The 15,352-nt window shown below is 46.7% G+C and carries 15 protein-coding genes; 7 read left to right on the forward strand and 8 right to left on the reverse strand.

Going from position 1 to position 15,352, the window contains the following annotated elements:
- Positions 1-64: 64 nt before the first annotated feature.
- Positions 65-748, reverse strand: coding sequence for a hypothetical protein (locus V144x_RS22760; protein WP_144988489.1), 684 nt, complete (start codon positions 746-748; stop codon positions 65-67).
- Between the two features lie 619 nt (positions 749-1,367).
- On the opposite strand from V144x_RS22760, the gene V144x_RS22765 reads away from it, so the two are divergent.
- A complete protein-coding gene (locus V144x_RS22765) occupies positions 1,368-3,818 on the forward strand; it encodes a Tex family protein (protein WP_144988491.1) in 2,451 nt (816 codons plus the stop codon).
- Between the two features lie 44 nt (positions 3,819-3,862).
- The gene (gene thpR / locus V144x_RS22770) at positions 3,863-4,435 is read left to right on the forward strand and encodes an RNA 2',3'-cyclic phosphodiesterase (RefSeq protein WP_144988493.1); all 573 of its coding nucleotides are present in this window, start codon (positions 3,863-3,865) and stop codon (positions 4,433-4,435) included.
- On the opposite strand, the gene V144x_RS22775 is transcribed toward thpR, so the two are convergent.
- From V144x_RS22775 to V144x_RS22805, 7 genes are all read right to left on the reverse strand, one after another.
- On the reverse strand, positions 4,426-5,322 hold the full coding sequence (locus tag V144x_RS22775) for a DMT family transporter (RefSeq protein ID WP_144988495.1): 897 nt from the start codon (positions 5,320-5,322) through the stop codon (positions 4,426-4,428). The genes thpR and V144x_RS22775 overlap by 10 nt on opposite strands.
- Before the next feature lie 38 nt (positions 5,323-5,360).
- Positions 5,361-6,101: a 1-(5-phosphoribosyl)-5-[(5-phosphoribosylamino)methylideneamino]imidazole-4-carboxamide isomerase gene (gene hisA, locus V144x_RS22780; RefSeq protein WP_144988497.1), complete on the reverse strand. Its 741-nt coding sequence runs from the start codon at positions 6,099-6,101 to the stop codon at positions 5,361-5,363.
- Between the two features lie 47 nt (positions 6,102-6,148).
- Entirely contained in the window at positions 6,149-6,754 is a 606-nt protein-coding gene (gene hisH / locus V144x_RS22785) for an imidazole glycerol phosphate synthase subunit HisH (protein WP_144988499.1), read from the reverse strand.
- Positions 6,755-7,426: 672 nt separating this feature from the next.
- Positions 7,427-7,675, reverse strand: a complete 249-nt coding sequence (locus V144x_RS22790) for a hypothetical protein (protein WP_144988501.1) — start codon at positions 7,673-7,675, stop codon at positions 7,427-7,429.
- 313 nt (positions 7,676-7,988) lie between these two features.
- Positions 7,989-8,594, reverse strand: a complete 606-nt coding sequence (locus tag V144x_RS22795; RefSeq protein ID WP_144988503.1) for a nitroreductase family protein — start codon at positions 8,592-8,594, stop codon at positions 7,989-7,991.
- A gap of 146 nt (positions 8,595-8,740) precedes the next feature.
- Positions 8,741-9,124 carry a hypothetical protein gene (locus tag V144x_RS22800; protein ID WP_144988506.1) on the reverse strand — a complete coding sequence of 128 codons (384 nt, stop codon included), beginning with the start codon at positions 9,122-9,124 and terminating at the stop codon, positions 8,741-8,743.
- A gap of 274 nt (positions 9,125-9,398) precedes the next feature.
- Positions 9,399-9,869: a hypothetical protein gene (locus V144x_RS22805; RefSeq protein WP_144988508.1), complete on the reverse strand. Its 471-nt coding sequence runs from the start codon at positions 9,867-9,869 to the stop codon at positions 9,399-9,401.
- 413 nt (positions 9,870-10,282) lie between these two features.
- On the opposite strand from V144x_RS22805, the gene V144x_RS22810 reads away from it, so the two are divergent.
- From V144x_RS22810 to V144x_RS22830, 5 genes are all read left to right on the forward strand, one after another.
- Positions 10,283-11,275: a DUF1559 domain-containing protein gene (locus V144x_RS22810; RefSeq protein ID WP_232102610.1), complete on the forward strand. Its 993-nt coding sequence runs from the start codon at positions 10,283-10,285 to the stop codon at positions 11,273-11,275.
- Positions 11,276-11,542: 267 nt separating this feature from the next.
- A complete protein-coding gene (locus tag V144x_RS22815; RefSeq protein WP_144988512.1) occupies positions 11,543-12,133 on the forward strand; it encodes a TetR/AcrR family transcriptional regulator in 591 nt (196 codons plus the stop codon).
- A gap of 36 nt (positions 12,134-12,169) precedes the next feature.
- Positions 12,170-12,772 (forward strand): hypothetical protein, encoded by a 603-nt coding sequence (locus V144x_RS22820; RefSeq protein ID WP_144988514.1) that lies wholly within the window; start codon positions 12,170-12,172, stop codon positions 12,770-12,772.
- A 256-nt stretch (positions 12,773-13,028) separates the two neighbouring features.
- Complete coding sequence (locus tag V144x_RS22825; protein ID WP_144988516.1) at positions 13,029-13,499, forward strand: hypothetical protein; 471 nt, start codon at positions 13,029-13,031, stop codon at positions 13,497-13,499.
- Between the two features lie 114 nt (positions 13,500-13,613).
- Positions 13,614-15,350 (forward strand): phosphate ABC transporter substrate-binding protein, encoded by a 1,737-nt coding sequence (locus V144x_RS22830; protein WP_144988518.1) that lies wholly within the window; start codon positions 13,614-13,616, stop codon positions 15,348-15,350.
- Positions 15,351-15,352: the final 2 nt, after the last annotated feature.

Below are 15,352 nucleotides of genomic sequence, written 5' to 3' on the forward strand. Positions count from 1 at the left end.
AGTTAACGTTTACACTAAAGTGAATTAGAAATACCAACGAAGTCGCAGCAGAAAAAAACAGGAGTTATTCCCCCCCATTAGCGGCTGAACCTCCACCGGCTGTGTACTGAATTCGCGGCGCTAAAATAGAACCCACATAGGCTCGGTATTTCAGGTCTTCTTCACGTGCCGGACGACCATATGCAGGAGTGACTCTTAGCATTGCCGAGGGAACACTTTGACCACCTGACATCTCAGAAGCCGCATATTGGACATTTGCCAGTCGTTCCTGACTCGCAATGGAATGATCTGCTGTCTGAACAAAAATCACGCGACGGTTTTCAGGAGCATGCTCCAAAATCCAACGTAAATGGATTAAACCTGCTTCTGTCAACTTGTTTCCATCTTTATCAAAGTGATAAGCATAAAGCGTTGTTTGATCGGTCCATCCATTGTGTATCTGTCGTGCCATGATGTCACGCACGTAAGCCTGGTCTTCACAATTATAGGGATACGGCCAATAGTGAGCATGATGGTATTTGTTCCAAAAGTGCCGTTTTGGTCCAGTAGGTCGGGGAACTGGCGGCCAAAGCTCACCAAATTTGTATTTTTGTCGGGAGCCAACAGGGCGAGCAGCTTTCTCTGCCCACTTCGCTTCTTTTTCTTCTTTAGAATGCCAAGGCCAGCCTGCTTCGGCTTCGGCAGTAGTTGCTAAGCTAACCACTAATAAGATAAGTAGATACGTGTTTACTTTGACGGCAGTCGTCATGCCATCTCCCCCTTAATTTGATCGTGGTAGAATCACTCGTCAGTACGCGAAGGCCCCTCTTGCGCATGTCAGACCGATAACCATTTGAGGTTATCCCTTTGTCTTTGTATCGGCAGACAAAAGGTTCGGTCCTAACGAGAAAAACGATTCTATCGAAAGAATAAGAGAGATAATTACATACACTAAAAGCAAAAGGCTTGAGATGGCTTACTCACAACATGTTAAGCGATGTCACCCTAATTCCTGTTACAGACAATCAGCAGAAAAAAGTTGGCTGAAATGTGATGCGCAAATTTGTTTGTACTGTTAAGTAACCACACATGTTAAAGACATAAGAATTGTGAAGCACAAAAAGCGGATGAGTCACTTACTTTCAAAGTGGAATCCGGTTTCGCAAGGCATCTTTTGGGCCACTTAAGCCTATCAAACTTGAGCATTCCCCATTACACTCTCCAGAAATGTCGCGCAGTCCTCTCATTGGATGATACCGTGTTACCGTTTCTATTTTTTCTTAAAATCGTTATTCTTAATAAATGGTTTGTCAGTAGATCCTGTTATTGAATCAAATTCAAAATCTGAGTTTAATAAACTTAATTGATCGGAACGAATCGAGATCGGGATGGATACGATTGAGATAAAATCGAATCAGTCAAACAAGCATTTCTCTGAACACGATGCAGAGCAAATGGCTTTGGAGTTGAATCTCTCCTCACAGCAAATTCTCAATGTGATTGCATTGCTGGATGAAGGGAATACGGTTCCCTTTATTACACGCTACCGAAAAGAACGAACTGGCAATCTGGATGAAGTTCAGATTCGCGATATTCAAAAGCGGGTACAATCAAAACGACAAATTTGGGAACGTGCTTCCACAATCCTGCGTTTAATTGAAGCACAACAACAACTCACTCCTGAGTTAAAAGCAGAAATCGAAAAAGCCGATACACTCAAACGTCTTGAAGATCTATATCGCCCCTATCGTCCCAAAAGAACCTCCCGTGCCGCGACTGCCAGAAAGCGTGGTTTCGAACCATTGGCTGATGCGATCTGGAAAGGTGACGCTCACATTGAGGATCTCTCAAAAGAAGCGTTAAAATATACGAAAGGTGAAGAAGGAGCCCGCACAACGGATGAGGTATTAAAGGGGGCTGCTGACATCCTGGCGGAAAAGATTGGTGAAGATGCCGACGTACGTGAAATCTCGCGCAAGATTGCCTGGAAATCGGGACGTCTTGTTGCGAATGCCACCAAGAACGCTGAAGAGTCTGGTCAGGAATATCGCGATTACTTTAAGTTCTCAGAGCATGTTGTCAAGGTGCCTCATCATCGCACATTAGCGATGAACAGAGGAGAAAAGTCAGGCGCACTGCGCGTCCGCTTTGAATGGGACGAAGAGTCTGCCTGCACATCAATCGCCCGCCAATTGAATTTAAGTCATCATCGCTTTGCAAAATTTCTGACACAGGTGATCAACGACGCGCAACAACGTTTGATCCTGCCCAGCCTCGAACGCGAAATCCGCCGCGAGCTAACCGAAAAAGCAGAAAAACATGCTGTTTCCGTTTTTGCCAGTAACCTAAAAAACTTACTGCTCCAGCCTCCCTTGCGAGGCGAACGCATCCTGGCCATCGATCCCGGATTACGAACCGGCTGCAAACTCGCAGTACTTGACGAACTGGGAAATTGCCTGGCGAATGACTTGGTATATGTCACGGGTTCTGCAGAGAAAAAAGATTATGCACGCAACAAATTAGCTGAGTTCATGCAGGAACACGAATGCAAACTGGTTGCCATTGGTAACGGCACTGCTTGCCGCGAAACGGAAGAAATCATTACAGAGATGATCGAGCAGAACTTACCCGAAGCACGATATTTAATCGTGAACGAAGCGGGGGCCAGCATCTATTCTGCCAGCCCGGTGGCACGTGAAGAATTCCCCGACCTGGATGCGACAATCAGAGGTACCATTTCTATCGGGCGACGATTACAGGATCCTTTGAGTGAACTGGTAAAAATCGATCCTCAACATCTGGGCGTCGGCATGTATCAACACGATGTCAATTCGAAGCGTCTTAAAGAATCACTGGATGAGGTGATTGAATCGTGTGTTAATTATGTCGGCGTGAATCTGAATAACGCCAGTGCGTCATTACTGAGACATGTTTCAGGTATGAATCAATTGATCGCCAGACGAATCACCGAATGGCGCGACAATCACGGTTCTTTTCTGAATCGAAAACAACTTCTCGATGTCGCTGGAATTGGGGAAGCCACTTTTACACAAGCAGCTGGTTTTTTGAAAATTGATGAAGGCGATGAACCTCTCGATTCGACCTGGATTCACCCAGAGAGTTATGAACATGCTCACAAAGTTCTCACACAACTCGATCTACCGCAAGACAGCCTGAAAACGTCAGCCAACGATCGCGCTGCGATTATTGAAAAGGTCTCTCAGGTAGACAAAACGCAATTGAGTGAAAGTCTCAAGATTGGCTTACCAACTCTGGAAGATATTCTGGAGGCGATTGGAAAACCAAGGCGCGATCCCCGTTCCGACTTACCCGGACCAATTTTCAAGAAAGGAGTTTTAAAACTTGAACAACTGGTCAAAGACATGGAGTTGCAGGGAACCATTCTGAACGTCGTTGATTTTGGTGCGTTTGTCGATGTTGGTTTAAAAGACAGCGCACTCATTCATGTGAGCGAAATGGCTACTCACTTCATTGAAAATCCCTATCAGTTTGTATCCGTGGGTGATGTGATTACCGCCTGGGTTTTGGGTGTAGATCTGGAACGGCGCCGGGTGTCTTTGACACTGATCAAACCAGGCACGGATCGCCAATCGAAAAAAGAATCCTTTTCGAAACCGAAGGCTCCTCAAAAACAGTTCGACAAAAAAAAGACTACTCCCCCTGGATCGAGTCAAACTGAGCAGAGACCCAAAAAGAAACGAAGTCCGAAAAAGAAGAAGCCTCCTGCGGCTAAACTTTCGGATGAAATGAAATCGGGCGAGCAGCCATTACAAGGTTTCGATCAATTGAAAGCACTTTGGAACCAGAAAAAGAAATAGGGAAATCGAATTTCTGCGATGCTGACAGAAATACAAATTGACTCATGATGCATACGAATCGTACCCGCACTTTTATCGCAATCCCCATTCAACCTCCGCGCGGCCTCAAAAAACTAATGCCCAAGTTGGAAAAACTAGGCTCAGGCGTAAGACCCATTCCCGTAAATCAGATGCATATTACATTGAAGTTTCTGGGTCCGACTGATTTAGATGACATCATGCCCCTTAGTTCGATTCTGAAAACAATGCGAACTCAATTCTCACGTACAAAACTGGCATTCAAAGGCCTGGGTGCATTCCCCCGCCCTGACCGCCCGAATGTGATTTGGGCAGGTATCACTGCCAATGCTACGATTTTAACAGACATGGCAGAGTATTTAGAAACAGAAACAGGGAAACTGGGCTATGCTCCTGAACGCAAAAGTTTTCATCCACATCTCACACTGGCCCGTATCAAAACTCAACCGCCGGATGAACTGTTTCAAATTTTAGAGGATCGGCGAAACGCAGAATGGGGTGAAACCACGATTGATACAATCAAATTTTATCAGTCGGAACTCAAATCGCAGGGAGCACGCTACCATGAGATGCAAACAGTGAAGCTCTCTCAAGGCTGATTCGGATTCGGTTCCAAAATCAACTTTGGTCTGAAAAACAAAAATCGCACTACTAACCCCAGAACAATCAACGTACAGCCAACAAGCGTTGTGAACGAGACAGTCTCACCCCAAAATATCCAGACCCAGATCGGATTCAAAATCGGTTCAGCCAGCACCAATAGTGCCGCTTCCTGTGAATTGACTGTTTTGACCGCGTGGGAAAAGATCACATACGGGGCTCCCATCTGAACCACACCCATTAAAGCAATCAGACCAAATTGCACACCAGTGAGAGAGATTCCCAGTGTCAGCGCCCAGGGAGCGACCAGTGCGGAAGAAAACAACAGACATAACGCAACCAGCCAGGCGGGATGTTCATCTCTCAACATTCGAAAGAAAATAACAACCAGCGCATAAGTAATCCCACTCAACAACGCAAACAGATTTCCCATAAAATTTTTGCCCGCGCCATCGGCAAACACGATAAAACCAATCCCTAACATTACAATCAAAATGGAGAGAATCGATCCTCGTTCAATTCTCTCTTTCAAAAGCAGAAAACCAAACAGCATCGCCCACGCCACACTTGTATTCTGCAGAAAAATCGCGGCCGCCGCTGATGTCTTGGTCATTGCGACCATAAACAGTAGATTCATCAAACCAAAGGTAACCAAGAGAGGTATCAAAACAGGGCGCCAACGGATTTGGTTTAATTTGACAAACGGCAGCAGGAATAACCCTGCAAAGAAGACTCGATAGCAAGCCAGAATCAGCCCGCGGTCTGCCTCAGGTATGGACAAGAAAGGTGGCGACTTAATAAACAGACCGCTCAGACTCCACAATACGGAAGCCAAAAGTATTAAGAGTCGGGCTCGGAACAGCTTTCTACGATCAACGTCATTCATGATTGAAGGCAATCTGTTCCTGCTACTGCCAAAATCGATTACTGATTTGTGGCGGCAATGGCGGCGGGGACTTCAATGGTTCCTTCGTATAAGGCACGACCAATGATCGCTCCCACTAATCGAGGATGTTGTTGATTGACTTCCGCCAGACGTGAAACATCTTTGAGAGTAGTGACTCCCCCCGAAGCGATGACGGGTAACCCGAGTTCTGTCAACTGGATCATGTCCTGAATCGTGGCTTCATCGACACCCTGCATCATGCCATCATTGGCAATGTTTGTATAAATGACGGCAGCCAGCTCGACGCCAACATACTCTTTCGCCAAATCAAGGGCTGAAGTTTCAGAGACATCCAGCCAGCCCTCGGTAGCAACTTTCGAATCGCGGGCATCCAGACCCAATGCCAGCCTTTGGGGATAACGCTGTACCATTTCTTTGAACCATTGCGGGTCTTTCAACGCCTGCGTTCCCACAATCACCCGATCAATGCCAACGTCATCCAGCATCAATTGAATCGCGGCTTCATCTCGGATTCCACCTCCCATCTGACAGGGCACCGAAACCGCATCCACGATCTTCTTGACAACGTCATGATTGACGGGTTTCCCAGCCTTGGCGCCATCGAGGTCCACCAGATGCAAACGTTGTGCGCCTCCCTCTGCCCAGCGGAGTGCCATTTCGGTCGGATCATCACCGAAGACGGTTTCCTGGCCATAATCGCCTTGTCGCAAACGCACACACTTGCCTCCTCGAATATCGATGGCGGGCAAAATTTCCATAGCTGATCAGTCTTTCTAGATTCCTGTTTAATTCGAATTGTCTCGAACTAGAATGAAGCAAAATTTTCCAATAGTTTCAATCCTGCACTTTGACTTTTTTCAGGATGAAACTGGGCAGCGACAATGTTATCGCGGGCAACCATCGAAGCAAAGCGACAGCCATAATCAGTGTAAGCGGCGACAACCGATTCCTCTTCAGGGGCAACATAATAACTGTGCACAAAATAGAAATATTCCTGTTCAGGAATGCCCGCCAGAATGGGATGAGGGGCCGTTGGTTCAATCTGATTCCAACCCATGTGTGGAATTTTCAGACCGGGCTGATCCTGAAAACGGACCACCTTTCCCGGAATCACGCCCAACCCTGCGTATTCTCCGTCTTCATAACTGGTTTCGAAGAGCAGTTGCAAACCCAGACATATTCCCAGAAAGGGTTTGCCGGATTGAATCTGCTCCAGAATGGGTTCGACTAACGACTGCTCTTTTAAAGCATGGATTGCGTCTCGAAAGGCTCCCACACCAGGGAGCACCAATTTAGACGCCTGCGAAATTTCTTCCGGTCGGCAACTGATGACCGCCTGTGAGCCCACCTTTTCAAAGGCTTTCTGGACACTTCGCAGATTTCCCATTCCATAATCGACAATCGTAATCATAGCTGCTTCTAAGTTAAGGTCTTATATTAAGTTCTGGCAAATTTACTACTACGGATACTTAAAGAGACACATTCAAAATGAATGAGTTCGATATATGCAGCCGATTCTAGTCTCTGAACCGGTTTTTGTGAATGATGCGTACAAAAATGGTCTTTTAAAAGCACATTTGAGGAAACGTTTGAGTATATCGTAAGAGGGCAAGAGTAACGACCAGTACACCGGGCCACCTCGCAATGCGGGTGGCGAATCTCGGTTCAAAGTGTTGAGTCCAATTGAAACGCATCGTCTGTACAAGCCGTCGATGTCTGAAACACGAACATAGATTTTGCCACCAAATACTCCATCGCCTTCGTGAGACGAAAGATGCAAGAGATAACCACCATTTTCCAGTATGGCATGCTTAGAATCGAATGACGTCGGATCAGAATTTGGTGCCACCTTGACCGCAAAGTAGAGAACTGCCGTGTAGAATTCCAATGATCGCGAAAGATTGCTGCATTTCGTAAACGATTCAATCAATTCGTTTTCCCAAGCGGCATGGTAAGCTCTAGTCGAATAACGTCTGTATTCAAGAGATCGCGGTAAACAGTATTGATTTCAAAAGCCGCGCGACCCGTGACTCCGATATAACATTTTGTAATTTCACGTTTTGGCGTTTGAATGCCATGGTCATTAGCGTGGAGTACCATCAGGTTGACGCATGGGATAAAGCGTCACCGCCAATGAACATCCGACGTCTGAGACAGCCGCTACTGCGTTGTGCGGTATAGAATGCATGAAAGCCCACGAGTCGCCACAATGAAATCCTATATTGAATTCACGGAGGTAACAAGCATCAAGTTCCGCCTTCGCGGCATCAGAGAGCATATTGAGAGCGTTAACGATTAGCAGGATGTCGCGCTCCGCCCCAGATTCAGACATTTCGCCATCATCGTCTGATTCGAAGCATGCATAATAATGACCATCGTCGCCTTGCGTGTAATGCAGGCCGTGGCATCGTGATGAAAGCTCCCTGTTCAATATGTCGAACGATGATTCGGATTTCAGATCGAAATCTGTGTTTACGTACTCGCTGTCGATCGTTACCATTTGAGAGTTCGGTTAAGTGGAAGAACTATTGATAAACAGAATTTAATTCTGTCTAAAACTATCAGGATTCCTGTCTATTATCAATTGCAAGTTTAAAAGTCGTCGACCGGGACTCCGATGCAACGGATTGTTCTATTACTAGATACTAGAAGCTGTTATCCACAACAATCTCTTCGAGAGGTAACTGCCCCGGTTTCGGCCATGCATCTTTGAGGCCTTTGCCAATGGCAACCATCGGTCCCATGACATGATCGTCCGGTAGATTGATGAGCTCTGCCACTTTTTCGATGTCAAAGCCAATCATGGGACAAGACTGATAACCAAGTTCCTGCGCCGCAAGCATCAGCGTTTGCATTGCCATACCGATTGACCGTTGAGCTTCATCCCTTTGCAGCCATTCTCGTCCTTCATGAAACGGTCCCATCCAGCCCACAAGCAGTTCAGCAACCTCTTTCGGAGCATTGACCCAATATCGTTCCGGTTGCTTTTGCCATGCTTTCATATCTGCCGTGAAAAGCACAAGCAGGGACGCATCGGTCATCTGCGACTGGTCATTCCCAAATTCCGTGCGAATCCGTGATCGGAGCTCCGGATCGCGCAGAACGACGAAACGCCAGTGCTGAATATTAAAACTTGTCGGAGCGAGTATGGTTGCCTCGAACAAGCTACGTTCCTCAGCTTCGGAAAGAGAGTGTTCCGGGTCAAAATGCTTGATCGCACGACGATTGCGAATGGCTTCCAATGTATTCAAGTGAGATCCTCCCTATTTGCAGTAGAATGTCCGACAGAACGCAAAAGTCGGTACACAGAACGTTACAGATGATAGAAAAAAACTGTTTTCTTTTTCAACAAATCAACATACGCGCCTTTGACGAACAAAGCCACATACGTGTTAGGTTATTCGTCGCAGTTTGGATACGTGGTGAAAGAAATAGTGAAATTAAGATCTACGATCCTTTTGAGTGTTGCGTGGTCGATACCAAGATTAAAACCGTGAATGTTGCCAGTTTCTATACCGATATTAAAATCTTTAACATGACAAGTATCTAAAATCGCTTTGAGATCAGGCTCCAAATTTTGAATCACATCAAGAAGATTGTTGATATTGTCAGTTGGAAGTGCGTTACGATTTGAATGGGAATCTTCAACTACCGCCCACCAAACACCATCATCATTTTCACAACGGATCAAATCAGCGTGTTTATCAAAATACTTACCGAGCAGCGTAATTTCTTGATAACTTTTTAAATCTAAATCAGTGTTTAAATATTTTGTATTCATTAGTATCAAGATATCTAACTCTAAATAGACAGAATCAAATTCTGTTTAAATCTATCAGGACTTCTGCCTATTATCAATTGATACGATATGGACTTGCGTCCCCAATTGGAGTTGATCAGGAAAGACCGACATGACAGCGGATTTAAAATCTTGTAACCATCCAAAGCAGGTCACGCGCGGCCACGACCCTGGGCAAAAATGGAATCAGTCAAGATGGGTTATGAGGTGAGTTCAATATCATAGTCTAAGTATGAAAACCCAAAAACAACCGCCCTTACTTGGGAGCACCCGAGTCAGAATTTTCCGTATCAGAAGCTGGCTTTTTTTGATCAACTTCTTCTTTTATAATTTTATTTCCACTGAAGGGAGCTTTCAGCCGCCCATCTGGCGATTCAATAATGATAAATTCATTCGGATCCTTCTCCTGTTGCACAAGCGTTAGCATGTCGATCCCCCAGGTAACCTTATAACCCAGCGACTGTAGTTTCTTGATTGCATCTAGAGCTTTTTCTCGAGCCGGGCTGCTCAAACTGGAGGCATGCTCTTCAAGCACTTCCCAACCCTTGGGACCAGTTTTATGCTTCATCGCACAAAATCCATAAATTGTTGCAACAGTTCGCAATGCTGCTTCTTCAGGATCTTTGGGTGTCGAACTTGTGGGAGCTGATTGAGTAGCAGGTCTGCCACAACCCACAATCAGCGAAATGACTAGAAGTAGAATACAAGCAAACTGGACACGAACCATTTGATTTCTCAGCTTTCCTAAAATTATTTCTTTAATCTTATCTAAATCTAACTACAGTAATTTGGAAAAAATCATAAACAGAGATTTCCTATATGAATCAGCTTGGAACCGCTTCAGACATAGACTGCCGTGATTATAACCGCTGCGGTTCGCTCTTGTCTAACGCGTGGTGATTTTTCTCCATTTTTTCAAGATGGACGACGTTGATTTGGAGATCTTGTGCAAAATCATCACCTGAGAGAAAGAATAAGGTGTCAGGTCCATTAATTGTTGCTGATGCGCATCGTAGCGTACCAGACAAAACTCACAACGTCGAGAGGCTCAAATTCATCCCGACGAGCGTTCTGTTGCTCAGAGATCCTCATGCCTCTACAATGTTCGGTTTGGAGAGAAAACAGGATGATTAGATGATTATGGGTAATCGAATTCGCGGATTTACACTGGTCGAATTTCTGGTCGTGATGGCGATCATCGCCATCCTGATCGCGTTGATTCTGCCAGCCGTGCAGAATGCGCGCGAAGCGGCCCGGCGAACGCAGTGTAAGAATAATCTGAAACAAATCGGGCTGGCATTGCATAACTATCAGTCCACACATTCACGGTTTCCGCCAGGATTCTGTGCGGACCTTGCGACCGATGGTGGTGAATGGTCGGTTCACGCGCGGCTGCTGCCTCATCTTGAGCAGGCGAATCTCGCATCTCTAATCGACTTTGCGGACACGCACGGAAGCGGTGACAGTGCCACTGTCGCCGTCAGGAAAACTCGTGTGGCACCGTACCTGTGTCCGAGCGAGATTCAGGACCGTGTTCGAACCGACGGCAGCGGAAATCCCACTGACTATCCAGTCAACTACGGCTTCAATTTCGGAACGTGGCAGGTTTGGGACAACGCAACGCAGAAAGCCGGCGACGGGGCGTTCACTCCGAACTCGGCATTCGCGCCAGCCGATATCACCGACGGACTCAGCAATACTCTCGCCGCATCCGAAGTCAAAGCATTCACACATTATCTGCGGGATGGTAGTGGCGGCGGGCCTACTGCTCCGACACCATCGGGTATCAGTGCGCTCGGAGGTCAATTCCAGCCCACGGGTCATACAGAGTGGGTAGATGGTCGCGTTCATCAGACCGGATTTACGACGACGTTTACACCAAACACGGTGGTGACTCACGCCGACAGCGGAACAACTTTTGACATCGACTATACCTCGTGTCGTGAGGATAAACCGACTGCAACCTGCATGGGACCAACGTACGCAGCAGTCACCTCGCGAAGCTATCACCCGGGCATTGTGAATGTGTTACTGCTTGACGGATCAAGCCGCAGCGTCAGTGATTCCATTGATGCGACCGTCTGGAAAAACCTCAGTGCCCGGGCCGACGGTGCGACCATCGGCGAGTTTTGACCCGGGTGCTGTGGGCGGGCTATTCGAGTCCATTGCGAGTTTATGCTTTTCCGAAGCGAGCTTAAAATGATGGTAGGACCAACGAAACCCATGCAACCCGGTTCTCGGACAGACGGTATAGGGGTCTGAACCCTTTTCATCTACCACTTCAGTCTCCTCTTGACAGCAATTGGTTGCTTTGCAATAATATACCGACCGGTCGGTTATTTATATTTTGAGATTCGTGTCTGGCCGTACTTGCTTAATCGAAATACACGCAGGACCATCATGCCAAAACCGGACGTCAGCGATGAACGAAAACCACAGATTCTGTCGGCTGCGGCTGAGCTGTTCAGCAAATATGGAATTCACGCTTCCAGCATGAACGAAGTTTCCAAGGCAGCGAAGCTGAGTAAGGCGGCGGTCTACCACTATTACGACAGCAAGGATGCGCTGGTGGAAGCACTTGTTCGTCAGCTTTTTGATAGTGATCAACCCGAGGTGAGAAATTTGATTGCGAGTAAAGGTCCTGCCCTGGAACGTCTCGACACTTATGCAAAAGGGCTTGTGCGCCTTCTTGAGAAGAATAAGGTCCTGTATCCGATTTTTGCTGAGTTTAAGGCGATGGCGTCGAGGAACAGGAACGTCCTAATGATTTTGAAACCGTACTTTACTGAATACATCAAAGTATTCACTGCGATTGTCGAGGAGGGCATCGACAAGGGAGAAATTCGAGGAGAAGTAAATGCCGTCGACGCGGCTTGGACTCTTGCATCGATATTTGAAGGCAGTATTACGATGCGTCATGCAACTGGTCGCCCACTGAAGAAAATCCTTCTACCGAGTGTTAAGCTGTTCTTGGAAGGCATTGAGAAGTGAATCGTTGGGACTACATATTAACAAGAGAGGCGTATAGTGAAAATTGATTGGGAACTGCCTCAATTCCGCAAGGGTTTTTACGGCCAAATTGACAAACTTATTGGCCCGGGAGCAACAAAAGCTGAAAAAAACCTCCAACTATATTTACCGCTACTTGGAATAGCTATCGTTGTACTTCATGGTCTGTACATGAATTTCAACTGGTCAATAGGGCAATACGTGGTAGCAGCAATACTTATCGGGGATATGGTCGGTGGCGTTGTCACTAACGCAACTTCAACTGCCAAGCGTTGGAATTTCAGAGAAGGAAATGATTTTAAGGCACACATGAACTTTGTAGGGCTGCATATCATTCAAGTATTTCTGGTAAGCTATTTCTTTCTGAACTTTGATCTTCTTTGGATTGGACTTTTTTATGGGTATTTGATGATCACATGCGCCTTCATTCTCGCCATGCCCTTGTATTTACAGCGTCCTGTGGCAATGACTGTTTGCGCTGTTAGTTTAGTTCTCTCAATATACGTTTTTAAATCACCAGAACATCTAGAGTGGATTATTCCGCTTTTCTTCCTTAAGTTGCAGGTTTGTCATGTCTTGCGGGAAGAACCATACCGTCCCGAAGTTGAAGATAAGAATTAAGAAGCAATTCTAGTCGTCATTCAGGTCTGACACCTTAAATTCATTCATAATTCCGTTTTACTGATTCGAGTCATTCAACCTGACTTCTTTCTTTATCACATCATCTTGAATTTTATCTTGACAATTCATTTCTAGCTAAACAAAATTTTACGAACTCTATTGTTGATGGATAACACCAAAATAATTTAGTCTAAATTCAAGTTATCCGCCAAATCGAATTCTCCTATACGTCGGGAGCAGTCTTGGGATCATCGCTATGGCCATGTCGAAAACTCGACGAGCATTTGTAGCTGGACTTCTTGCTTCATTGGGTATTGCATCGATCGTCTTTGCTCTATGGTGTGCAAAGGACAGGGAAGCCAAAGATCGGTACACGAGGTTTTACGATCGTGTTTTGCATCAGCAGACGAACGACAGCGGCCTTCCGATAGTAAAAGTGCTTTCTGCTGATCGTGGTGAGCCCGTCTCAAACGTCATTATTGGTATGACGTTGATCGGTCCCGATGGAGGAGATGGGGGCTTTCAATGTCCCGTCACAGACGAAGCCGGTGTTGCCCATAACCACCTGCATTTAGCTCCTGGGCGGTATCAGTATCAACTGATGCCTGATCCAAAATCTAGGTTCGTTCAGACAAACTGGATTCGTGGCCAGCCGTGCGTCGTAGTTTCAAACGACGGCACGACCTCGATCCCATCATTACGATTGGAAGTCGATAACGGTGGATAACAAAACAATACTGCGCCGAGAAAAAGCTGGCAGGTCCATTTATTGTTGCAGTCGGCATAGGGATCTGACACCTTAAATTCATTTCACACATCAGCACCAGGATCCTCATTCAGAATGAAGCCACTTACACTTTTCGTCGTCGTCATGGTTTGGTCGGTCACCGACTGTTTTTCCGAAGAGAGACCGCAGCCAGCTTCGGATCGGCCTCTAATCAAGCGTGATATTGTTGGTCTCTGGTTAATGGGGCAATCTTTATGTGAAGGTGCCGAGTCACTGCCCATTGTCACGCGATCGAATGGTGACTGGGGAAACTATATGTTCCAGCGTGGTGTGCGCACCTGGTCTTATGGTAAGTATTGTGACAAGCCACACGAGCGACCTGCAGAACAGTTCTCTTTTGTGCCACTCACTGCAACTGTCAACGGTGGACTGGGTGAGACAATCGCCAATGGTCTGGCTGATCATTTGAAATCCAGTTTCACCAGTTCTCAGCGGGACCTAAAAGAGAGACAGAAAAAAACGCCTCATTATTTAGTAACTTATGCAGGTCAGGGCGGACGGTTGATTGACGAACTTTCCAGCGTTGATCAATCGACTGATCCTCGTACACCTGAATCCAGGCAGCATGGCGGCGGCTATTATCAAACGAGTCTTGATGATGCCCGCCGTGCCAAAGCGCAAGCGGCAGCCAAGGGTGAAAATTTTGGAATCGCGGCTTTAATCTGGATGCAGGGGGAAGCCAATGCCGGACCAACAGAAGGTATTAATCCCAGTCGATGGGGGAAAGAAATTCCTCGTCCCGCAGGACTGCACTGGTATCGGGATCGGCTCATTGAATACCGAAATCGATGGTCGCATGACTTGCAGCTAATTACCGGGCAAACCACTGAGATTCCACTGTTTACCTATCAGACATTGAGCAGTGCCGGTGAGGCACAACTGTTGGCTGCGGACAAGGATCCGCACATCACTATGGTCGGCCCGCATTACATGGTAGCGAGTGCTTTGAACAGTCGCTATTCCGGCAGATATGGTGACCCGATCCATATGTCAGCCGACGGCGAACGCTGGTTTGGCGAACAGGTAGCCAAGGTGGTACATCGTGTCCTGAAGTTGGGTGAAACATGGCAGCCTTTGCGTCCGTTGAAAGCCTGGGTTTCGCCGGATCGTGCCAGTGTGCTGGTCGAATTTCATGTGCCACGACCACCGCTGGTATTGGATGAAACATTTCTTCCGCGAGAACAGTTAGTAAGAGGCCAGGGTTACCACTCCCTCTATGGATTCCAGATACGGAACAGCGCCCGTGCTGTCTCAGCGATCAAGGCAATTGAAATGGAATCGCCTTCACGCCTGCGAATTCAATTGGTGTCTCCGCTCAAAACAGGCACACATTTTACGCTCAGCTATGGACTACCTTACGCGGGGCAAGTCGGAAAAATTACTCAAATCAGAACTGGACCTGTCATCGAAGGTCAGTCCACAACTGAACTGATCCTCAATCAAAAATTCGATCCTCAACTCAAACCACTACTGGCTGAAGGTGCGTTCTTCGTGGCCAACATGCTGGCCGGCGATGCTTACGCACAGGCACCCATTCGACACGTGACTGAAAGTGAGGGAAAAACCATACTTCGCTTTGAGAATCGGGAACGTCGCAAGAAGAAAAGTTTCGATACCGGGCAAACACTCACAGCATATCGAGGTTTCTCGTTTGGAAATCTGCGAGATTCTGATCCTGAAAAAGCCATTTATCAATTTGCTGACCCGGGTTATGGCACGCGTGCAGGGGAACCTTATCCCCTCTGGAACTGGTGCGTCCTGTTTAAGCAGTTCCCCATTTCAGATCAATGATC

Origin of the sequence: Gimesia aquarii, from assembly GCF_007748195.1 — a bacterium.
Taxonomy (GTDB): Bacteria; Planctomycetota; Planctomycetia; order Planctomycetales; family Planctomycetaceae; genus Gimesia; species Gimesia aquarii.